We start from the raw sequence: 20,858 nt of genomic DNA, 5'->3' as shown, positions 1-20,858 counted from the left end.
CTGCCGGGAGGCTGGATGTCAGCTTCTCGGCGGCGCGTTCTGTGTGCCGACGGATTGGCCACCGTTGGTGGTGTCCTCCAGCCGGAGTTGGTCCAGATGCACCACCCCGGCGGAGCCGCATCCGGTCAGGTCTACGTCCGTGAGCGTCAAGTGCGCCGCATTCACTCCGGCCAGAGACGTGATCTGCACCTTTACATCCCTGCCCGTGAGCACGTCATCGGCCAGATAATCGTCCACGAGGCTGATGAAGCACGTCGGGTAGGTCAGCAAAGTCATCGGATGCTCCAGCATCGCGCCGGCGAGGTCAACGGCGGCGTAGCGCAGCCGCAATGCCGCCGTGGACTCCCATCGTGTCCGCCGGAGTGATACACGTACGGACGCGATTTCCACGGTCACCGGCGCACCGAACTCCGCGCCGTCCAGATGTACTGTTCCGCCGCACACCAGCGGACCCAGCGATCGGGATGTGTCAAACCGGGATCCGTCGAACCGGACATCTTCGGTGAATCGCGCGTCTGAAAACTTGGACTTCCCGCCGAAAACCGCGTCAATGAATTCTGCTTGCTCTACGAACGTCGCGCCGCCGAACCTGGCGTCACCAGCGAAGAGCGCCTCGCCAAAAGACGCCTCCCCTGTGAAGGTCGCCCCGCCGAACCACGCACTTCGCGCGAAAGTAGCCGAGGAGAACGTCGCTGCGCGGCTGAAGGTCACCACGTCGAAACGGGCCTCCCCGGCGAAAGCGGCGCCGAATTGGGCGTTGCCAGCGAAGGACGCCGAACCGAACCGGGCGTCCCCGGCAAATGACGCGTCGAGGAAGTCGGCGTCGCCGGTGAAGGTGACACCTCCGAAGTCCGCCAGGCCGGCGAAGGAGGCGTCGCTGAAGTTGGCGTCGCCGGTGAAGGTCACGCCGTAGAAGCCGCTGTCGTCCGTGAAAGTCGCCTCTTCGAAATCTGCGTTGCCGATACGCGGACTCTTGGAGGCGGGGTCCAGCAAGGCGTCAAGAAGCTCACTCAGCAGCTCTTGGGTAAAGACGGTCCCGCGGTGGTCGATGTCATCGCCAGGGGACAGGGCAGCCAGATAGGACGTGCGGCCGGTTTCATCCACGTGAGACAGACACGTGGGGCCTCCAGCAATCCGCACACCACGGCAGCCAATGGGAGCACGCGCGGTGGCGCCCTGCCCGCAGTATGGCCAGCTGGGTGGAGCGCTGGAGAGCGACTCCGGAATGATGTAGGTCATGCGGTCGAAGACGCATTGCGGGACTCGCTGGTTGCTCCCTGAATCTACGTCCGGAGCCGCTGGGGCGCCGTTCCGTTTCACACCCCCAGGATGCGGGAGAGTCCGTAGTCGAAGCGCTCGTCGAACGAGGTGTCCTCGAAATGCGCGGCGGCTCGGGACAGTGAGGGGTATTCGCCCGTGTCCAGTCGCCGTGCGAACGCCGGGCCCATCGCGTCAGGAAGCGCCTGTTCCTCCTGGGCCAGCCCCAACGCGAAGTAGACAAGGCTCCAGCCGGTCCAGACCGCCTCGCGTTCCGTGAGGCCGCCGGCCAGCAGTGCCTCGGTCATCAGGTCGGCGAAGCGGAGTGTGGCGGGTTCGGCGGCGTACGTACCGGCCACGATCCTGGCCCCGTCCCGGTGGGACAGCAGGGCGCGGCGGTAGCGGTGGAGCAGTTCGCGGACCCGTGGTTCCCAGGGCTCGGGCAGTCCGTCCACCGGCGCCCCGGCCACGATCGCGTCCGCCATCAACTCCGACAGCCGCGCCTTGGTCTTCGCATGCCAGAGCACGGTGTTCATGCGGACGCCGAGCCGGTCCGCGATGCCGCGGATCGAGAGCCCGTCCGCGCCTTTCTCCTCCAGCAGTTCCAGGGCCGTTCGCACCACCGCTTCGGGGTCGAGCCGGGTCCGGGTGGGATTCGCCGCTTGCTTCTTGGTCACCGACCTAGTCTACTGGGCGCACCCCACCTTGGTCACTGACCAAGACGTTCTTGAGGAGCTGCCATGGAGCACGAGCGCGTAGTCATCGCAGGAGGTGGCCCCACCGGGCTGTGGCTGGCCGCCGAACTGCGGCTGGGCGGGACACCCGTCACCGTCCTGGAAACCCGCCGCGAGCGGGATCCCCACTCCAAAGCCCTCACCATCCATCCGCGCACCCTGGAGGTGCTGGCCACCCGGGGCGCGCTTGAGCCGTTCCTCGCGGAGGGGCGGCGCATCCCCAGCGGCCACTTCGGCGGGCTCGACGACCGGATGGACTTCGGGGCCCTCGACACCCCCTTCCCCTTCACACTCGCCCTGCCGCAGGCCCGCACCGAGGAGCTGCTGGAGGAGCACGCCCATGCGGTCGGAGCCACCATCCGACGTGGGCACCAAGTGACTGGACTAGCCCAGGACGAGGACGGGGTGAGCATTGAGGCGACCGGCCCCGACGGCCCCTACACACTGCGCGCCCACTACCTCGTCGGCTGCGACGGCACCCGAAGCACCGTGCGCGAAGCGGCGGGCATCGACTTCCCCGGCAACGACGCCACCACCTGGGGCTTCCTGGGTGACGTCGTCCTGGACAACCCGCCACAGGGCGCGGTGTCCGCCGTGTCGGGCCCGACCGGCGGCGTCATGGTCGTCCCGATGCCGGGCGGCATCCACCGGATCGTCGGCGGTGACCCGGGCAGCACCGGTGCCGGCCACCCCGGCGAACTCACCCTCGACGGGCTGCGCGCGAAGGTGACTCGGATCGCCGGAACCGACTTCGGTATGCGCGACCCCAGCTGGCTCTCCCGGTTCGGCAATGCCACCCGCCAGGCCGCCGAGTACCGCAGGGGCCGCGTCCTCCTCGCGGGCGACGCGGCGCACATGCACTACCCGGCCGGAGGCGTGGGCCTCAACGTCGGCATCCAGGACGCCACGAACCTCGGCTGGAAACTGGCCGCCACAGTGGCAGGCACCGCGCCCGCCGGACTCCTGGACAGTTACCACGCCGAACGCCACCCGGTCGGCGCCGACCTACTGCTCAGCACCCGCGCCCAGACGGCGCTGTTGAACGCCTACTCGGCGGAGGGCCAGGACCTGCGCGCGTTCCTGAGCCAACTCATCGCCACCGTGCCCGAGTTCTCCCGAAGCCTGGCCGAACGGCTCTCCGCCCTGGCCGTCACCTACCCGGGCCCCGCACACCACCACCCCCTGACCGGTCACCGCGCACCCAACCTCGGACTCTCCGACAGCACAGACCTCTTCACACTGCTCCGGACCGGCCGCCACGTCCTGCTGCACTTCACCGGCACCCCGGCGCCGCCCTCCACGCCCCACGTCATCACGCACACGGCACCCCGGCCCGACCCACGCCCCGCCTGGTCCACCGTGCGTGCCGCGCTCATCCGCCCCGACGGTCATGTCGCGTGGGCGAGCGAACAGCCCGACGCCGAGGCTCTGCGGGCCGAGTCGTACGTGGCGGTATCCGCGACTCACGGCTGACCAGGACCGCGGTGTGCGTCGGCCTGCCGGCCGGGGCGGCGGGCTACCCACCGCCCCGATCTCGCTGTCCATGCCGTCGGCACGCTGGTCCCGCGAGCTGCTCCCCGCCCTGTCGACCGCACTCAAGACCGCCGCGGCCCGCGTCGCCGCCGGCGCGGTGCGCACCGCGATCGGGCGGGCCGCGTGGGGCGGGGCCGTCACTGCTTCAGAGAGCCCAGCCGCGTCAGAACCGCCGCCCACCTGGCGTCCTGCGGCGGCCCGAGCCGAGTCGGCCGCCGGATGCCTTCCTCCGGCGGCCGACTCGTCCTTGGTGGGTCAGAGGGCGACGAGGAGGGCGGTCAAGAGGCCGTAAGGGACACGGCGTCGACGGTCCAGAACCAGTTGTTCCCCCCGGTGTAGCGGAAGCGGACACGTGCCGTGGTGGCGCCCTGCGGAACCTGGAGCGTGATGTTCTCGGTCCTCGATGAGGTGTCGGAGGTGTACGACTTCACGGGGACGGGGGTTCCATCGTCGTAGGCGACGAGGACCTCGCCCTTCTGCGGTGCTTCTTGGCGGTAGTACGTGGTGTAGCGCAGGACTGCCGTCGAGCCGCCCTTCACCGGCCAGGCGGGTGTGACCAGGGTGGAGTCGAAGGTGCCGCTGTAGCTCTTGTCGGCCCACTCGTCGCCGTCGGCGACAGCGAAGACGTTCCGGGCCCGGACGTTGTTCTCGCGCCCCTGCCCCCTTTCGGAAGCGGTCCAGAACTCGTCGGTGGTGAAGCTCCAGCCACGCCACTCGGTGACGCCGCCGGTTCCCATCGCGGTGTTGACGACGTTCCATCCGGCCGGGGGTGTGTGGGTGAAGCCCAGGACGGCCGCGCCGATACCGGTCTCGTCGACGCGGGCTGTCAACTGGGGGCGCAGGGCGTCGAACGCGTCCGGGGCCGGCTGCTGGAGGGGGCGGCCGTCGAGGTTCCAGGACGTGTCGATCGGGATGCCGAGGTGGGCGAGTGCGGAGGCCGCGACGTCGGGCATCTTGATGTCGTGGCGGGTGGAGCCGGCGGTGATACCTCCACCGGTAGCGATGAGGAAGGTCTGCCGTTCGGGGGCGCTGTTACCGCCGTGGCCGCCGGCGTCGGTGTGGCCGTGGTCGGCGGTGACCATGATCAGCCAGTCCTCGGACGCGTAGGTGGGACGGGCCTTGACCGCTGCGACGATCCGGCCGACCTGCGCGTCCGCGTCGTGTATCGCGGCCAGGTACTGGCTGCTGGCGGCGCCGTCGCTGTGCCCGGCGTGGTCGATGTTGTCGAGGTGGACGAACAGCGCGTCCCGGTTGCCACTGCCCAACTCCGCAACGGCGCGGCTGGTGGTGCCGGTGTCGTACTCGGCGGAGGGAGTGGAGATCCGGGTGTCGACCTTCGAGGAGAAGATGGTCGTGGTGATGGGCGCCCAGGAGGCGACCGCGTACGTCGAGAGGGCGGGCTTCGCCGTCTCGATCCTGGTGAGGAAGTCCGGGTACCGGGTGAAGTCGTTGCCGGTGAAGGCGTTGTCCTTGACCAGGTGCTTGTCGGGCCACGCACCGGTGATGATCGTCGACCAGCCGGGGCCGGAGAGCGTAGGGGCCAAGGGGTCGGAGTAGATCGAGCTGGCCGCGGTGAGTCCGCTTGCCATGAGGTCGTCGAGGTGGGGTGCGTCGGCGTCTCTGATCCGGTCGAGCAGTGCGCCGTCGAGCCCGATGACCAGGACTTTGGGGGTGCGGGCGGCGGCTCGCGCGGTGCCTGCGGCGAGCGGGGCGGAGACGGTGGCGAGAGCTGCGGCGATCAGGAGCGAACGGCGTGATGGCCTTGCGGACATGGGGGGTTCTCCTTACCGGTGACGAGGACTCCATCAACACCCCTCTGTTTGAAGGGAGTTGTTCGTGGGTCCAGACCCGTTATCATTTCGCAATTGGGCTCCGCCGGTACAGGGAGCGCGGGTGAAGTTTCCGGAAACTGTCAGTTCGCTGCCGCAGTGAGCCGTGCTCATCCGTGACCGGTCGTCAGCTTCGCGCCACCCATGGGGACATGCACGAACTCGCGGCCGGTCGAGCCGTCGGTGAACCGTACGTTCACTCCGGCGGTGTCCTGCGTGAGCTCGGCGAATGTCGTGCCGGTGCGCTGCGCGTCGATCCCTTGCCCCTCAACGAACCGCGCTACGCAGCGGCGTACGCCGAAGCGGCCCGAACCTTCCCGCGCGCCCTCCTTGTCGCCGATGTCCGGGTGTGTCGGAGCTGCGGCAGGTTCCGCTGCCTCTTCCTACAGGGCCTGGGGCAGGTCGATGCCGGCTTGAATGCCTCGTTGTGCCGTACTGCGCGGTGGTGGTGTGGCCGTCGGCGGACGCAGCGCGTCGCGCAGGAGCGCGATGGCCGGGGGGATCTCTGTGTCGCTGATGTTGCCGTAGCCGAGGACGAGCGCGGGTTCCGCCGGCCGGTGTGTGCGGTAGTCGTCGAGGTCGGACAGGCGCAGTCCGGCGGTGGCCGCTGCCCGGACCGTGCCTCGGGTGTCGGTGTCGTCCGGCAGGTGGAGCAGGATGTGCAGTCCGGCGGCGGAGCCGGAGACCCGGCCCTGCGGGACGTGTGCGGCGAGTGTGCGGAGCAGCAGGTCGCGGCGGGAGCGGAACCGCCGCCGTGCCGCGCGCAGGTGTGCGTCGTACCAGCCGCGGTCGATGAAGGTGGCGAGCGCGAGCTGGTCGAGGACCGGTGGCGCGGCGGCGACGAGGTTCGCTGCCCGGAGCGATGGGGTCATCGAGGCGGGTGCGACGAGCCAGCCCAGGCCGAGGGCCGGTGACAGCGTTTTGCTGACGGAGCCGAGGAGGAAGACGCGGCCCGGGGCCATCCCCTGCATGACGGCGACGGGGTGGCGGTCGTAGCGGAACTCGGCGTCGTAGTCGTCCTCGATGACGAAACCGTCCGCCTCGCGGGCCCAGTGCACCAGATGCGCCCGGCGCTGTGGGGACAGCACTGTGCCGGTGGGGAATTGGTGTGCCGCGCCGACGATGACGGCCCGGGCCGGGGTACGTGCGAGGGCGTCGACGCTGACGCCGTCCTGGTCCACGGGCACCGGGTGCACACGCAGGCCGGCGCTGGTGGCGGCGTCCCGCAGCCGTCCCCATCCGGGGTGTTCCACCGCCACGTCGGTGATCCCTTCGGCGCGCAGTGCCCGGCAGGTGCGCAGCAGACCGTCGGTGGCGCCCGCGCACACGGTCACGGACTGGGCATGTGTGTCCGCGCCGCGTGAGCGTCGCAGGTACTGCGCGAGGGTGGTGCGCAGCACCATGTGTCCGGCGGGGTCGGGCAGGCCGAGGTCGTAGTGGACGGTCGAGCCGATGACCGCCCGGACGGCGTCCGCCCAGCGGCGGCGGGGAAAGGCCCGCAGGTCGGGCAGGCCGGGCGCGAGGTCGTACCGGATCGGTGGCGGGGCCGGCGAGCGCCGGCCGCGGGGGTGCGACGGTGTCGGTCCGGGTGTCTCCGGCGTCCATGAGACACGCGTGGCCGAACCCACCCGGGCGGAGAGGTACCCCTCCGCGATGAGCTGCCCGTACGCCTGTGTCACGACCCAGCGGGAGCAGCCGAGTTCCTCGGCGAGGGCGCGGCTCGGTGGCACGGCGGCGCCCTCCGACAGACGGCCGTCGCGGATCGCGGTACGCAGCGCGTGAGCCAGGCGATCGTGCAGACGGCGCCGCCCGCCCTCCGGGGAACGGACATCCAGCAGCGTCGCCCACGCGGAATTGGTCTGGGAATCAGCCACAACATTGGAGCGTAGCGCCGAACCGAACGCGCCTAGCGTGAAGTGCATGATGAAGAATCTGGCCCTCGGGGCCATGCTGTTCGGCACGGCTCAGGACGAGCGCCGATCGTTCGGGATACTGGACCGTTTCGTGGACGCCGGAGGCGTCTGGATCGACACCGCCAACTGCTATGCGTTCTGGGCCGATCCGACCGGCTTCGGCGGGCGGAGCGAGGAGATGATCGGGCGCTGGCTGGCGAGGCGCCCGGGTGTCCGTGACCGCGTAAGGATCAGCACCAAGGTGGGCTGCGAGCCGACCGAGGCCGGCCGGTTCCCGGAGACCGCCGAGGGACTGTCGGCCGGGGCCGTCAAGAGCGGGATCGAGGACAGCCTGCGACGCCTCGGCACGGACCACGTCGAGCTGTACTGGGCGCACATGCCCGATCCGAGCACACCTCTGGAGGAGACGGTCGCCGCCTTCGACGGCCTCGTGTCCGCGGGCACGGTCGGGCGTCTGGGCTGTTCCAACTACCCCGTGTGGCAGGTCGAACGGGCACGGCAGATCGCACGGGAGCGCGGCGGCGCCGGCTTCACGGCGGTGCAGCAACGCCACACGTACCTCCAGCCGCGCCCCGCGACCCGGCTCAGCGAGGGGCACCGGTTCGCCGCGGTCAGCGACGAGGTGCTCCACTACCTGGAGCATCAACCGGACATGGCACTGTGGGCCTACACGCCGCTGCTGAGCGGCGGATACACCCGCGCGGACAAGCCACTTCCACAGGAGTACGACCACCCCGGCACCGCCCGCCGCCTCGCGGCGCTCGACGAGATCGCCGCCGAGACCGGTACGAACCGGAACAGGGTGGTGCTGGCATGGCTGACCGGGGGACATCCGGCCGCCACGCCGATCGTCGGTGTCAGCTCGGTCGAGCAGCTGGACGAGGCGGTCGCGGGTGTGGCACTGGAGTTGACGGCCGATCAGCGTGGACGCCTGGACTCTGCGGTGTGACCTGCGAGCAGCTCTGTGCGGGGTACGTCCTGGCGCTGCGCGTACTCCCGGGCGTCGGGATCGGTGATCTGATCGGGGGACAGGGGGACTTGGCTCGCGTCGGTGTTGTCTTTCCAGCCGCGTGATGCGCCGGGCGCCCGGGAGAAAGTTTTTTGTGCGACCGCGGCAACCCGACGCGAACTCACACGTCGTGTGGGGGTGAAGGGTGCCGTCCGGCATCCTTCACCCCGACCGTGGAGTACGACCGTGAAACACCTTGTTCCTGTGCGCAGCGCAGTCGTGGCCACCGGCCTGCTGGCCGCCCTGGCTACGATCCCCGTCGCCCACGCCACGCCGGTGCCGTCACCGGCGAGTCCCTCGGCCGCCACCACCGCGACACCGAGCCCCGCGCCCCCGGAGTCGGCCGGCAGCGTCCCGACGCCGATCGCGAGTGCCCCGCCTTCCGCCGAGCCCGCCGCCCCCGGAGGCAAGGGAGACGAAGCCCCCTCGGCGGCGCCGAGTGCCGCCCCCGCCGAGACCGACACGCCCTCGCCCGTCCCCACCGAGCCCGGCACACCCGCTCCCGCCCCCGCCGAGGACGAGCTCGCACATACTGGAGCCTCGAACACGACCACCACCGTCCTGGGCGCCGGCGCAGCCGCACTCGTCCTCGGTGGCGCGGGGACCCTCTTCGCCGTACGCCGCCGCTCGCACCGCTGACGCAGCACACACCCGAGGAACCCTGTGCACACCCCCGCAGCCCACGAACTCGCCCCGCCACCACGGCCGTTCACCCTCCCGTACGGCCGAGTCCGCCCAGGGTGGCGGGATGTGTTGCGTGGGTTGCTGCGACGCGAGCGGACCGCTCTCGAAGGGGCGCCCGGCCCGGCCGCCGTTGCGCCGGGCCGGGCCACCACGTACGCACCCCCGCATCTCGACCGGCCACCCACCATCGGCGAGCTCTACCACGCGCACCGGCTGCGCATGGTGCGCCTCGCGGTGCTGCTCGTGGACGACTTGGCCACCGCCGAGGATGTCGTGCAGGACGCGTTCACCGCGCTCTACCGCCGCCACGGCGAAGACATCACAGAGGTGGACAACGCCCTCGGCTATCTGCGTACCGCCGTCGTCAACACCGCACGGTCGGTGCTGCGTCGCCGCCGCACGGCCCGGGCGTGGACCCCGCCACCGGCCGGCGAAGCCCCCTCCGCGGAGGACTCCGTCGTCCTCGACGAGGCACACCGCGAAGTCCTCGCCGCACTGGCCCGGCTCACGCCGCGCCGCCGTGAAGTCCTCGTACTGCGTTACTGGGCCGACCTCAGCGAGGCCGAGATAGCCGCCACCCTCGGCATCAGCAAAGGCGCGGTGAAGTCCAACGCCAGCCGCGCCCTGGACGCACTGGAAAAGAACCTGGAGGGCCGGATATGACTCCCCGCACGCCACGTGTCCCTCCGGCCGACCACGCCGAACGCCCGGTGGAGCAACGGTTGCGCGAGGCGCTCGGCGCGCGTGCCGACAGCATCGACGTCCGGGCACTGCGCCCGGCCCGGCCGCCAGGACCGCATCTGCGCCGGCTGCCCCGACTCCGCGTCCTTGGCCGGCGCTTCGCCCTTCCGGTCGCCGGGCTCGCCACGGCCGCGGCACTTGTTGTCGGCTACGTAGCCCTGGCCCCGGAATCGGACCCGCACCGCACCCCCGTGCCGCCCGCCGCACCGTCGTCCTCGGCCGTCCCCGACAGCCGCTCGACGCCCAGCCCTTCGCCGCCGGCACCGTCCGGCACGGCCGTCCCGACCCCGGTGTCGCCGTCCCCCTCGTCCCCGCCCTCCTCCGAGTCTCCGAGCGCGAGGGGCGGCGCGAGCACACCAGAGTGAGCCGGAGCCGGGACGGGCCGCGCCGTCAGCGGCTTCCGCTCACAACCCGGCACTCACGCCTTGGGGTTGCTGTGCCAGCCGCCCTTCTTGCAGGTGTCACCCGAGCCCCAGACGTCGTTCTTGCAGACGACGACGCGGGCCTTCTTGACGTTGAACCCGTCCGAGAAGCGCGGGAACGTGGTGGTCTTTCCGCGTCCGACGCAGTCGCTGTTCTCGTTCCAGGCCCGGCTCTCCCCGGTGATGACGGCGCCGTCGGCCCCCTTGAACTGCATGAAGGCGAAGGAGTCGTAATCGTCGCGGCAGCGCTGGTCGTTGACGTAGACCTTGACCTTGCCGGTCGAGCCGGGGCCGGTCCACTTCCAGGTCGCGTGGGCGTAGGCGTAGCTGGCGTTGGCCTTCGAGTCGCCGTGCACTCCGCGGGCCGACACATCGCCCGCGCCGCCCGGCTGTGCGACGGCGGCGCCGAAACCGCTCCCGGTCAGCAGGAGCACGGACGCCCCGAGGCCGACGAGGTTCCTCTTCGTAGTGAGCATGATGGTCCACTCTCCGTTCTGCGCCGCACTGTCGGAGTGGCGGCGTCCCCGTTGGAGAAGACAGTGCCGGGAGGGCGCCGGGGCGGGACAGGTGTTTCGGCCGGGCCCGAAACATGCGGAATGGTGTCAGCGTCTGGCGGCGTCTGGCGGCGTCTAGAGGCGTCTAGAGGTTGAAGACCCGCCGTGCGTTGCCGGACAGGAACAGGTTCGTGGCTTCCTCGTCCAGGTCCAGTTCACCGAGGTGTTTCAGTGCCTGGCCGGGGGTGATCATGGGGTAGTTGGTGCCGAACAGGACCTTCCCGCGGCCCCGGCCCCGCAGGTAGTCGACCAGTTCCCGCGGGTAGCGGCGGGTGGTGTAGGCGCTGGTGTCGATGTGGACGTTCGCGTGCTTGTCGGCTACCGCGATCATCTCGGTGGTCCACGGGTAGCCGATGTGCCCGCACACGATGGTCAGTTCGGGGAAGTCGAGGGCGACCTGGTCGATATACGGGATGGGGCGGCCGGTCTCGGACGGGCGCAGCGGCCCGGTGTGCCCGACCTGCGTGCAGAACGGGATGCCGAGATCGACGCAGGCGGCGTACAACGGGTAGTACAGCCGGTCGGTGGGCGGGAGTTGCCACAGCCACGGCACGATCCGCAGGGCCACGAAGCCGAGTTCCTCAACTGCGCGGCGCAGTTCACGCACTGCCTGGACCGGGCGGGAGAGGTCCGCGCCGGCCACTCCGCGCAGCCGCCCCTCGGACTCGGCGACGAACGCGGCCACTTCATCGTTGCTGATCAGCGGCCCCTGCGGTCCGTACCAGGCCGCCGACAGACCGATCTCGACGTCCGCTGCCGCCATCGCGGCCACCGTGGTCTTGACCGGCAGCGACTCCACCCGCAGTCCCTGCCCCGTCCACCGGCGCAGGGACTCGAACATCTCATGGTTGGAGTGACGCAGCGTGGGGTGCTGCATCCATGCGTCGATGACCGGCATCAGGTTCCGTGCCCTCTCTTCCGGCGGCTTCGGCGCTGCCGCACAGAAGCCGGCTAAGCGATCGCTTATCGGCACCCTATCCGGTTCGCACGAACAGGTCCTCCTCGCGCAGCCGGGAGGTCGCCCAGACGCTGCCCACCGCGGAGAGGACGAGATAGCCGCACGCGAGCCACGGGGTGCCGGATCCGAGTGTGAGGAAGGCGGTGACCAGCAGTGGCGTGATGCCGGACGCGAAGATGCCGGACACCTGGTAGACCGCCGACATCCCCGTATAGCGCACGTGCACCGGGAACAGCGCGGCGAACAGGGTGCCCTGCGCCCCGTAGAAGCAGGCGTGCACGATGCCCAGGGCGAGCACGAGCGCCACGGCGAAGCCCAGCATGCCGCCGGTCTCGAACAGCAGGAAGGCGGGGAAGACCGACACCCCGAACGCGGCCATGCCCGTCAGATAGGTGCGTCGTGCGCCGAACCGGTCCACCAGCCGCCCCGACACCGGGACGAGCGCCGCCATCACCAGCGACGCGCCGGTCACCGTCAACAACACCGAGGTGCGCGGCAGTTGCAGCGTCCCGGTCGCATACGTCAGCGCGAAGACGCCCCAGGTGTTGAAGGCCACGCCTTCGCCCCAGCGGGCCACCATGCCGAGCAGCAGGTGACGGCGCGTCAGCCGCTCGCGGACCACCTCCACCAGGGGTACGGCCCGGGGCCCCGCCGCCTGGCCGAGCACGGCGCGGAAGGCGGGCGTCTCGTCGATCTTCAGCCGTACGGTCAGCCCGACCGCGACCAGGACGAGGCTGGCCAGGAACGCGGCCCGCCACCCGTAGCCGAGGAACGCCTCGTCGCTCAGTACGTTGCTCAGGAGCGCGAACACGCCCGTGCCGAGGGCGAGTCCGAGCGCCAGGCCGATCTGCGGGTAGCTGCCGAACCGGCCCTTGCGGCCCTCCGGGCCGTGCTCCACGGCCAGCAGGACGGCTCCGGCCCACTCGCCGCCGAGCGCCACGCCCTGCGCGACGCGCAGGACCAGCAGCAGCACGGGGGCGAGCGCGCCCACCTGTTCGTAGGTGGGCAGGAGTCCGATCAGTGCGGTCGAGACGCCCATCAGGCCCATGGCGAACGCGAGGGTGCGCTTGCGGCCCACGCGGTCGCCGATGTGCCCGAAGAGCAGGCCGCCGAGCGGACGGGCGAGGAAGCCCACCGCGAACGTGGCGAAGGCGAGCATGGTGCCGACGGTGCCGTCCGTGTCCGGGAAGAACAGCTTCCCGAAGACGAGGCTCGCCGCCGTGCTGTAGAGGAAGAAGTCGTACCACTCGACGGTGGTGCCCAGCAGGCTGGAGAGGACGACGGTCCGCAGTTTGCGTCCGGTTGCCGCGCCGCTGTCCGCGTCCGCGTCCGTGCCCGTGTCCGCGTCCGGGGCCTGCGTCGGGTGAGTGTCTGTGCCTATGTCTACGTCTGCGTTCATGTCCGTGCTCACACGCCCGCGAACGCGACGTTGCCGGACTCGACGGGGGCCGGTGCGGCCGGGTGGCGCCACAGCCCGCGGCGCTCCAGCAGCGGCAGGACTCCCTCGCCGAACCAGTACGCCTCCTCCAGGTGCGGCACGCCCGAGAGGACGAACTCGTCGATTCCCAGCCGGTGGTACTCCTCGATGCGGTCGGCGACCTCCGTGTGGCTGCCGACCAGGGCGGTGCCGGCGCCGCCGCGCACCAGGCCGACCCCGGCCCACAGGTTGGGGTAGATCTCCAGGTCGGAGCTGGTGCCGCTGGCGTGCAGCGCGCGCATCCGCTTCTGGCCCTCGGACTCGGAGGTCGCGAGGCCGCGCTGGACGGCGGCGACGCGCTCCGGGTCCATGCCCTGCAGCAGCCGCTCGGCCTCCGCCCATGCCTGCTCGGCGGTGTCGCGGGCGATGACGTGCAGCCGGATGCCGAACCGGACGGTGCGGCCGAGGAGTTCGGCCCGCCTGCGGACCTCGGCGATCTTCTCTGCGACGGCCTGCGGCGGCTCGCCCCAGGTCAGGTACGTGTCCGTGTGCCGGGCGGCGACGTCCAGGGCCGCGGGGGAGGAACCGCCGAAGTAGACGCTGGGCACCGGGTCCGGCAGCCGGTTCAGGCGGGCGCCCTCCACGCGAAGGTGTTCGCCGTGGTGGTCCACCGTCTGCCCGTCCCACAGGCGGCGCACGATGTCGAGGAACTCGCCCGTCCGTGCGTACCGCTGGTCCTTGTCGAGGAAGTCCCCGTAGGCGCGCTGCTCGGCGCTCTCGCCGCCGGTCACCACGTTCAGCAACAGGCGTCCGTGGGACTGCCGTTGATAGGTGGCGGCCATCTGGGCGGAGAGCGTGGGGGAGATCTGGCCGGGCCGGAAGGCGACGAGGAACTTCAGCCGCTCGGTGACCTGCGTCAGCATCGCCGTGGTCAGCCACGCGTCCTCGCACCACGCGCCGGTGGGTGTCAACGCCCCCTCGAAGCCAAGCTGTTCGGCGGTCCGGGCGATCTGGCCGAGGTACTCCACGGACGCCGGGCGGTCGCCCCCCGCGGTGCCGGGGAGCGAGCCGTGACCGCCGCCCACGACATGGCGGCTGTCGCCGGTGGTGGGCAGGAACCAGTGGAAGGTGAGTGTGGACATGACGGGGTGAGGACCTCACAGAGCACGGAGCGGAGCATGGAACAGGGCATGACCAGGGGGGGGGCGGTGTCAGTGCATGTCAGCGCGGCCCTTCCCTCATTGCCTACTATTCCTACTGGATTACTAGGAAAATGTTCCGCATCGATGCCCGCTGGTCAAGTTCCGTCTCAGCAAGCGGACGTGACGCCCGAGCGGGCGGGCCGCTGTCAGGGCGCGATCATCGTGACCCCACGGCCCGGCGCCGAGCCCATCGCGTGGAGCGCGGACGGTGCCTCGTCCAGGCCGATCGTGGCGGTGACGAGGCGGTCGGGGCGCAGGGTGCCGGCGGTGACGAGCTCCAGCATGCGGGGGTAGGCGTGCGCCGCCATGCCGTGGCTGCCGAGGAGTTCGAGTTCGAGGGCGACGACCCGGTCCATCGGAACGTGGGCGCCGCCCGGGAGGAGACCGACCTGGACGTGGCGCCCGCGGCGGCGCAGGCTCGTGACGGAGGCGGCGCTGGTGGTGGGGGAGCCGAGGGCGTCGAGGGAGAGGTGGGCTCCGCCGCGGGTGGCCTCGCGGACAGCGGCGGCGGTGTCCGGGGCCTCTGCCGCGTTGACGCAGGCGGCGGCGCCGAAGGTGGAGGCCAGGGCGAGCGCCTGGGGGGAGACGTCCACCGCCACCACGCGGGCACCGGCCGCCGCCGCGATCATCACGGCGGACAGTCCCACCCCGCCACAGCCGTGCACCGCCACCCACTCCCCGGCGGCCGCGCGCCCCTGGTCGGTCACGGCACGGAAGGCGGTGGCGAAGCGGCAGCCCAGACTCGCGGCGGTGGCGTCGGTCATGCCCTCGGGGACGGCGACGAGGTTCACGTCGGCATGGTGCAGCGCGACGTACTCCGCGAACGATCCGGCGTGGGTGAAGCCGGGCTGCTCCTGGCGTTCGCACACCTGGTGGTCGCCGCGGACGCAGGACGCGCAGCGCCCGCAGGCGCAGATGAAGGGGACGGTGACGCGGTCGCCGGGCCGCCACTCGGTGACATCGGCGCCGACCGACTCGACGGTGCCGGCCAGTTCGTGGCCGGGGATGTGCGGGAGGACGACGTCCGGGTCGTGTCCCTGCCAGGCGTGCCAGTCACTGCGGCACAGCCCCGTCGCCCCGACCCGCACCACGACCCCGTCCCGGGGCGGCGTGGGGTCGGCGACCTGCCGTACCGCCGCGTCCTTGCCGAACTCCTCGAACACCACTGCACGCATCTCGCGGACTCCCATCTCCCGGCGGAACCGGAAGGAGTACATCACGCCCAGGCGGGATGGATTCGGGGAACCTGGCGGCAGCCCCATTGCCCTTGGTGGCTACGGCAGTTACGGTCCAGTCGTATATGACATATGAGATTCCATTTGGGGGCGCGACCTTGCCTGCTTTCAGTCCGGCCGCCTTGCCGTCACGGACGGCGCACGTACTCGACGCCATCAAGGCGGCGATCCTGAACGGGGAGCTCAAGCCGGGAGCCGCGCTGGTGGAGAACGTGCTGGCGGGGGAGTTCGGTGTGTCGAAGACACCGGTGCGTGAGGCGTTGAAGGCGCTGGAGGGCTCGGGCCTCGTCGTCATCCGGCCGTTCGCAGGTACCACCGTGCGGGAGCTGAGCGAGCAGGACGCGATGGCGGTCTATGACATGCGCCTGCTCCTGGAGCCGGAAGCGGTGCGCCGCAGCGTCGTCGCGGGAGGCGACTTCTCCGACGCGGCACGGGCGTTGGAGGTCGCGGCACTGGCCGAGGACGCCTCGACCCGCTCCACCGCCAACAGGGACTTCCACCGCGGCCTCTACGCCGGGTGCGGCAACCCACTCCTTGTCCGCTCGCTGGACGGGCTCAGGGATCAGACGGCGCTGGTCTCCGCGTCCTCCTGGGCCCGGTCGCCTTCGTGGCACGAGGAGTCCCGCGAACACGCTGCCGTACTCGAATGCGTGCGCTCGGGGCGGGCCGACGAGGCCGCCACGCTCGTCCGACGCCACATCGAGGGATTCGTGGCCCGGCACCTTCAGGAGGAGAAGCTCACTCACTGAACAGCGAAACAGCTGAACAACAAAACAACTGAAGACGAGATGCGGCCCGTTCACCGCCAAGATCCCGGGCCGCACCTCAGAGATCCACGCTCCGCGAGGAGCGTCGCCGTTACCCACTAGGAGCAACGATGCCCCAGTCTAACGTGCGCACGTCCGCCCCAGCAGGGCCAGGTCCCGTTCGCGAGCGCAGCCGAATGCGCTGGACGATCGTCGGATTCTCGGCCCTCGGGCTGACCATCGCCTATCTCGACCGCGCCGCCATCAGCGTCGCCATGCCGTTCATGTCCAAGGAATTCCACATCAATTCGGCGGTGCAGGGCGTACTGCTCTCCGCCTTCTTCTGGACGTACGCGCTCTTCCAACTCCCGTCCGGCTGGCTGCTCGACCGCTTCGGGCCCCGGGTCATCTACCCCATCGCGGTCGGCTGGTGGTCGATCTGGACCGCCCTGACCGCCTTCTCCCAGGGGGTCGGCTCGGTCATCGTGTTCCGGCTCGGCCTGGGAATCGGCGAAGCGCCGGTGCAGCCGGCGAACGTCAAGGTGGTCTCACGGTGGTTCCCCCGCCGGGAACGCGCCTTCGCGTCGAGCCTCTTCGACATGGGCCAGCAGATCGGCACGGCTCTCTCCGTCCCCATCGTGACCGCGTTGATCGCGTTCAGCGGCTGGCGCATGGCCTTCGTGGTGATCGGTGTCGCCGGCCTGCTCTGGATCGTCGGCTGGCGGATGGTCTACCGCGAGCCCGAGAAGCACCCGCGCGTCTCCGCGGCGGAGCTGGCGCACATCCAGTCCGACCAGGGCGAAATGGTGGCCGCGCAGAACGCGGACGACAACCACGAGGCGTCGTGGCGTGTGCTGCTGCGCAACAACCAGGTGTGGGCGCTGATGACGGGATACGTCTTCCGCTCCCTCGCCGGCGCGTTCTTCCTCACCTGGTACCCGAGCTACCTTCTCGACGACCGCGGCTTCACCGAGGCCGAGTTCGGGATGGTCGGCGCCATCCCGCCGCTCATCGCCATCGGTTCCACGGTCCTCGGTGGCATCGTCTCCGACCGCATGCTGGCGGCCGGGATGTCCACGAACCTGGCCCGCAAGGTACCGATCGTCTCCGGACTCGCACTCAGCGCCTGCATCGGGTTCTCGCCCTTCATCGAGAGCAACCTCGTGGTCATGACCGTGCTGACCGTCAGCAACGCGGCACACTCCTTCGCGGGGGCCGCGATCCTGAGCCTTCCGGCTGAGGTCGCCACGTCGCCGGCGACCGTCGGCTCGGTCGCGGGCTTCCAGAACTTCGGTTCCCAGCTCGGGAACCTCACCAGCCCGATCGTGATCGGACTCTTCCTGACCTTCGGCGACGGCTCCTACCTCGGCCCCCTGCTCGGCTCCGCGGCCTGTTGTCTCATCAGCGCGGCCATCTACCTGTTCTGGGTCCGGATCAAGCCCGTCACACCCGTGAGCGCCCTCGCGGCCGCCAACGACCCCAAGGGGGGCACTTCATGACCTCGACCCTGAACACCGCTGATCTCGTACGGCAGTTGAGCACCGTCATCGCGATTCCGGTCGTGCCCTACGGCGAGGACGGAGAGATCGACCACGACCGCGCAGGCGCACTGGCCGCACGTCTCGTCGCGGGCGGCATCTCGGTCCTGACACCGAACGGGAACACCGGAGAGTTCTACGCCCTCACCCCGGCCGAACGACGCGCGGTCCTGACCAGTGTCGCCGCGGCGTCCTCGGCCTCCACGACCCTTGTCGCCGGAGTCGGATTCGACGTACACACCGCGAGCGAGGACGCCCGCTTCGCCCGTGACACCGGCGCGCACGCCATCATGATCCACCAGCCGGTGCTGCCCTACATGTCACCGGAAGGCTGGATCGAGTACAACGCGGCGATCGCGGGCGCCGTCCCGGAACTCGGCGTCCTGCCCTACCTCAGCAACCCGGCGATCTCCGGCGCACACATCGCGGCCCTCGTGCGCCGGGCACCCAACGTCGTCGGCCTCAAGTACTCGGTGCCGGACCCCGTGGTGTTCGCGGCCCATCGGGAGCAGGCCGGGGACGGTCTGCTGTGGATCGCCGGTCTTGCGGAGTCCTACGCGTCCGCCTACTGGCAGGCCGGTGCCCGCGGGTTCACCTCGGGCCTGGCCAATGTCGCCCCGGCCGTACCCCTTCAACTGCTCGCGGCCCTGCAAGAGGGGCGCTACGACGAGGCGGCGGCCCTCTGGCGCCGGATCCGCCCCTTCGAGGAGATGCGGGCCCGCAACCACTCGGCCGACAACGTGTCCGTGGTGAAGGAGGCCATGCATCAACTCGGCCTGTGCGGACGCGAGGTGCGCCCGCCGAGCCACGTACTGTCCCGCGCGGTCGCGGCCGAGGTGACCGAGTCCGTCCGGCCCTGGCGGGAGCTCGTGCCCGCCCTCGACAAGGAGCTCGTGGCATGAAGATCGAATCCCTGGAGACCTTCCGTCAACGGGTCGGCGACCGCCCCCGTGTCCTGGTGAAGATCACCACCGACGGCGGCGTGACCGGCTGGTCCGAGGTGTACAACCACGGCCCGGACCTCGCCTACCTCCCGCTGCTCGCCCACCTCTTCGACCAGATCAAGGGCATGGACCCGCTGCGGCCCACCGCGGTCAACCAGTTCCTGCACCAGTCGGCCCGCTTCCCGCAGGGAGCCCTGGGCTCCGCCGCCATCGCCGCGATCGACCACGCCCTGTGGGACATCGCAGGCAAGGCACTCGGCGTGCCCGTGTACCAGCTTCTCGGCGGCGCGGTCCGGGACCGGGTGCGGGTCTACGCAGGGCTGTACAACGCCCCGGACGTCGCCGAACTACGGGACAGAACAGCGGACTTGCACGAGCGGTACGGATTCACGGCGTTCAAGCTGAGCCCCTACCGTCGCGATCTGCACACCACCCGATACGGCCTTGTCGTCCGTGAGCTCGGCGACTACTTCGGCGACGTACGGGAACACCACCCCGAGGAATGGGAGTTCGCCTTCGACGCCCACGCCTGCCTCTGGGCGCCGCACCAGGCGGTCGAGTTGGGCGCCGCGCTCGCACCCCACCAGCCGTTGTTCCTGGAGGAGCCGATCCGCCCCGAGCATATTCCTTCGTGGGGCCGGACCCGCTCGGAGCTACAGGTGCCGCTGGCCACGGGCGAATCCCTCTACACCACACAGGAGTTCCTCGCACTGCTCACGGCGGGCGGCGCCGACATCGTGCAACCAGACATCTGTGTGGTCGGCGGGATGACGCAGATGGTGAAGATCGCCGCGATCGCCGAGGCACACTACGTCCCCGTGTCACCGCACAATCCGATGGGCCCGTTGGCCACCGCGGCGAACGTGCACTTCGCGGCGGCCACCACGAACTTCGGCATCCTTGAATACGGGATGGGCTACAAGGTCGACGAGGTCACCTGGTGCCCCGACCCGTATCTCCCGGTGGACGGCCACCTGGAGCTGCGCCCCGACCGGCCCGGCTGGGGCATCGAGGTCGACGAGGACGCGCTGGTGGCCGACGACTGGGTCACCTGGAACCGCCGGGTGCCCGTGCGCCCCGACGGGTCCACCGCCTGGATGTAGCAGGGCGGGGGCGCCGACGGAGGGGGTGGACGCTCGAACGTCCGGTGACTCACCCCGCCCGGCAGAACGGCGCCTTGCCCATGGCCCCCTCGATGCCGCCGAGGACCAGTTTCTGGAACTGCTCGGCTCCCGGGAACGAGCCGTCCGTGGCGAAGTCCTTGGCGTCGTGGCCGAGCGTGGTGAGCCAGGCGCGCCCGCCGTCGTAGTACTGGCACCAGGCCACCGGATGGGCCTTTCCGTGTCCGGGGTGGCCCTGGTTGCCGGTGACACCTTCGGCGAGGGTGGACTCGTCGACCGTGGCGAGGAGCCGGACGCGGGTGGGGGCCGGGACGAGGTTGTACCACTCGTCGGTGAAGTTCCAGCGCGCCGGGAGGTCCTTGGTGGAGGTGTCACGGCGGTTCTCGGTGACGACCGTGCCGGGCTGGTTCGGGCCGTGGTCGTAGAAGTTGGCGTTGCCCAACAGGCCTTCGTACCAAGGCCAGTTGTACTCGGTTCCGAAGGCGTTGTGGATGCCGACGAAGCCGCCGCCTCCGCGCACGTACTGGCGCAGCGAGGTCTGCGCCGCGTCGTCGAGGGTGTCACGACTGGTGGAGTAGAAGATGACCGCGTTGTAGTTGAACAGACGGGAAGGTGAGGACAGTTGGGTGACGTCCTCCGTCCAGTCGACGGTGAAGTCGTTCTTCTTGCCCATGGCGACGAGCGCCTTCTGGACGACGTTCGTGTCGCCCAGTGCCGGGTTGAGGCCGCTGCCGAGGGACGGGCCGAGGTTGGCGTGGCGGGGGCCGGCGGTGCGGGTGTAGAGGAGGACCTTGTAGCCGTCGGTGGCGGGGGTGAAGTTGCCCCAGTCGTGGTAGCACTTGGGGCTCGTGTCGCGGCACACACCGTAGTCGGGGTCGCCGAGTTCCCGGGCGCCGGTGGCACCCGCCTTGGTGTCGCGGGTCTGGCCGTGGGCGGCGCCCAGGAAGGCCGCGAGGGCCACCAGGGCGGTCGCGAGCGCCGCCGTGAGGAGCGTCATCGGGGTGCGGGGTCTTGTCGTCAT

General features: G+C 70.4%; 19 protein-coding genes. 9 read left to right on the top strand and 10 right to left on the bottom strand.

Annotated features, from left to right (window positions below; translation table 11 throughout):
- Positions 1-18: 18 nt before the first annotated feature.
- Both ACFYWS_RS24970 and ACFYWS_RS24965 read right to left on the bottom strand, forming a co-directional pair.
- Positions 19-1,104 (bottom strand): pentapeptide repeat-containing protein, encoded by a 1,086-nt coding sequence (locus ACFYWS_RS24970; RefSeq protein WP_389280293.1) that lies wholly within the window; start codon positions 1,102-1,104, stop codon positions 19-21.
- Between the two features lie 212 nt (positions 1,105-1,316).
- Positions 1,317-1,934 carry a TetR/AcrR family transcriptional regulator C-terminal domain-containing protein gene (locus tag ACFYWS_RS24965; protein WP_389280291.1) on the bottom strand — a complete coding sequence of 206 codons (618 nt, stop codon included), beginning with the start codon at positions 1,932-1,934 and terminating at the stop codon, positions 1,317-1,319.
- Positions 1,935-1,997: 63 nt separating this feature from the next.
- Here ACFYWS_RS24965 and ACFYWS_RS24960 point away from each other — a divergent pair, with 63 nt between their 5' ends.
- Entirely contained in the window at positions 1,998-3,464 is a 1,467-nt protein-coding gene (locus ACFYWS_RS24960; RefSeq protein ID WP_389280289.1) for an FAD-dependent monooxygenase, read from the top strand.
- Between the two features lie 338 nt (positions 3,465-3,802).
- Here the strand turns inward: ACFYWS_RS24960 and ACFYWS_RS24955 are convergent, their stop codons facing one another.
- Positions 3,803-5,296: an alkaline phosphatase family protein gene (locus ACFYWS_RS24955; RefSeq protein WP_389280287.1), complete on the bottom strand. Its 1,494-nt coding sequence runs from the start codon at positions 5,294-5,296 to the stop codon at positions 3,803-3,805.
- Between the two features lie 440 nt (positions 5,297-5,736).
- A complete protein-coding gene (locus ACFYWS_RS24950) occupies positions 5,737-7,227 on the bottom strand; it encodes a PLP-dependent aminotransferase family protein (RefSeq protein ID WP_389280285.1) in 1,491 nt (496 codons plus the stop codon).
- Positions 7,228-7,273: 46 nt separating this feature from the next.
- On the opposite strand from ACFYWS_RS24950, the gene ACFYWS_RS24945 reads away from it, so the two are divergent.
- The 4 genes from ACFYWS_RS24945 to ACFYWS_RS24930 all read left to right on the top strand — a co-directional run bounded on the left by ACFYWS_RS24945 (position 7,274) and on the right by ACFYWS_RS24930 (position 10,065).
- Positions 7,274-8,215, top strand: coding sequence for an aldo/keto reductase (locus ACFYWS_RS24945; RefSeq protein ID WP_389280283.1), 942 nt, complete (start codon positions 7,274-7,276; stop codon positions 8,213-8,215).
- Between the two features lie 264 nt (positions 8,216-8,479).
- Complete coding sequence (locus tag ACFYWS_RS24940) at positions 8,480-8,914, top strand: LAETG motif-containing sortase-dependent surface protein (RefSeq protein ID WP_389280281.1); 435 nt, start codon at positions 8,480-8,482, stop codon at positions 8,912-8,914.
- A gap of 111 nt (positions 8,915-9,025) precedes the next feature.
- Positions 9,026-9,622, top strand: a complete 597-nt coding sequence (locus ACFYWS_RS24935; protein ID WP_389280279.1) for an RNA polymerase sigma factor — start codon at positions 9,026-9,028, stop codon at positions 9,620-9,622.
- Complete coding sequence (locus ACFYWS_RS24930; RefSeq protein WP_389280277.1) at positions 9,619-10,065, top strand: hypothetical protein; 447 nt, start codon at positions 9,619-9,621, stop codon at positions 10,063-10,065. Before ACFYWS_RS24935 ends, ACFYWS_RS24930 begins: the two co-directional genes overlap by 4 nt.
- Positions 10,066-10,118: 53 nt before the next feature.
- On the opposite strand, the gene ACFYWS_RS24925 is transcribed toward ACFYWS_RS24930, so the two are convergent.
- The 5 genes from ACFYWS_RS24925 to ACFYWS_RS24905 form a co-directional block, all read right to left on the bottom strand.
- Complete coding sequence (locus ACFYWS_RS24925) at positions 10,119-10,598, bottom strand: hypothetical protein (RefSeq protein ID WP_389280275.1); 480 nt, start codon at positions 10,596-10,598, stop codon at positions 10,119-10,121.
- Positions 10,599-10,761: 163 nt separating this feature from the next.
- Positions 10,762-11,574: an amidohydrolase family protein gene (locus tag ACFYWS_RS24920; protein WP_389280273.1), complete on the bottom strand. Its 813-nt coding sequence runs from the start codon at positions 11,572-11,574 to the stop codon at positions 10,762-10,764.
- Positions 11,575-11,650: 76 nt separating this feature from the next.
- Entirely contained in the window at positions 11,651-13,033 is a 1,383-nt protein-coding gene (locus ACFYWS_RS24915) for an MFS transporter (RefSeq protein WP_389280271.1), read from the bottom strand.
- Positions 13,034-13,041: 8 nt separating this feature from the next.
- Positions 13,042-14,193 (bottom strand): LLM class flavin-dependent oxidoreductase, encoded by a 1,152-nt coding sequence (locus ACFYWS_RS24910; RefSeq protein WP_389280269.1) that lies wholly within the window; start codon positions 14,191-14,193, stop codon positions 13,042-13,044.
- A gap of 206 nt (positions 14,194-14,399) precedes the next feature.
- Positions 14,400-15,428, bottom strand: coding sequence for a zinc-dependent alcohol dehydrogenase family protein (locus ACFYWS_RS24905; protein ID WP_389280267.1), 1,029 nt, complete (start codon positions 15,426-15,428; stop codon positions 14,400-14,402).
- Positions 15,429-15,553: 125 nt separating this feature from the next.
- On the opposite strand from ACFYWS_RS24905, the gene ACFYWS_RS24900 reads away from it, so the two are divergent.
- The 4 genes from ACFYWS_RS24900 to ACFYWS_RS24885 all read left to right on the top strand — a co-directional run bounded on the left by ACFYWS_RS24900 (position 15,554) and on the right by ACFYWS_RS24885 (position 19,819).
- On the top strand, positions 15,554-16,237 hold the full coding sequence (locus ACFYWS_RS24900; protein ID WP_389280265.1) for a GntR family transcriptional regulator: 684 nt from the start codon (positions 15,554-15,556) through the stop codon (positions 16,235-16,237).
- A gap of 194 nt (positions 16,238-16,431) precedes the next feature.
- Positions 16,432-17,733, top strand: a complete 1,302-nt coding sequence (locus tag ACFYWS_RS24895) for an MFS transporter (protein WP_389280264.1) — start codon at positions 16,432-16,434, stop codon at positions 17,731-17,733.
- Positions 17,730-18,674: a dihydrodipicolinate synthase family protein gene (locus ACFYWS_RS24890; protein ID WP_389280262.1), complete on the top strand. Its 945-nt coding sequence runs from the start codon at positions 17,730-17,732 to the stop codon at positions 18,672-18,674. Before ACFYWS_RS24895 ends, ACFYWS_RS24890 begins: the two co-directional genes overlap by 4 nt.
- On the top strand, positions 18,671-19,819 hold the full coding sequence (locus tag ACFYWS_RS24885; protein WP_389280260.1) for a mandelate racemase/muconate lactonizing enzyme family protein: 1,149 nt from the start codon (positions 18,671-18,673) through the stop codon (positions 19,817-19,819). The genes ACFYWS_RS24890 and ACFYWS_RS24885 overlap by 4 nt, the downstream gene beginning before the upstream one ends.
- 49 nt (positions 19,820-19,868) lie before the next feature.
- Here the strand turns inward: ACFYWS_RS24885 and ACFYWS_RS24880 are convergent, their stop codons facing one another.
- Positions 19,869-20,858, bottom strand: coding sequence for a ThuA domain-containing protein (locus ACFYWS_RS24880; protein WP_389280258.1), 990 nt, complete (start codon positions 20,856-20,858; stop codon positions 19,869-19,871).

Source organism: Streptomyces sp. NPDC002795, from assembly GCF_042888725.1.
GTDB lineage: Bacteria > Actinomycetota > Actinomycetes > Streptomycetales > Streptomycetaceae > Streptomyces.
The sequence above is the reverse complement of the archived record's forward strand: the minus strand, read 5'-3'. Positions and strand labels throughout refer to the sequence as shown.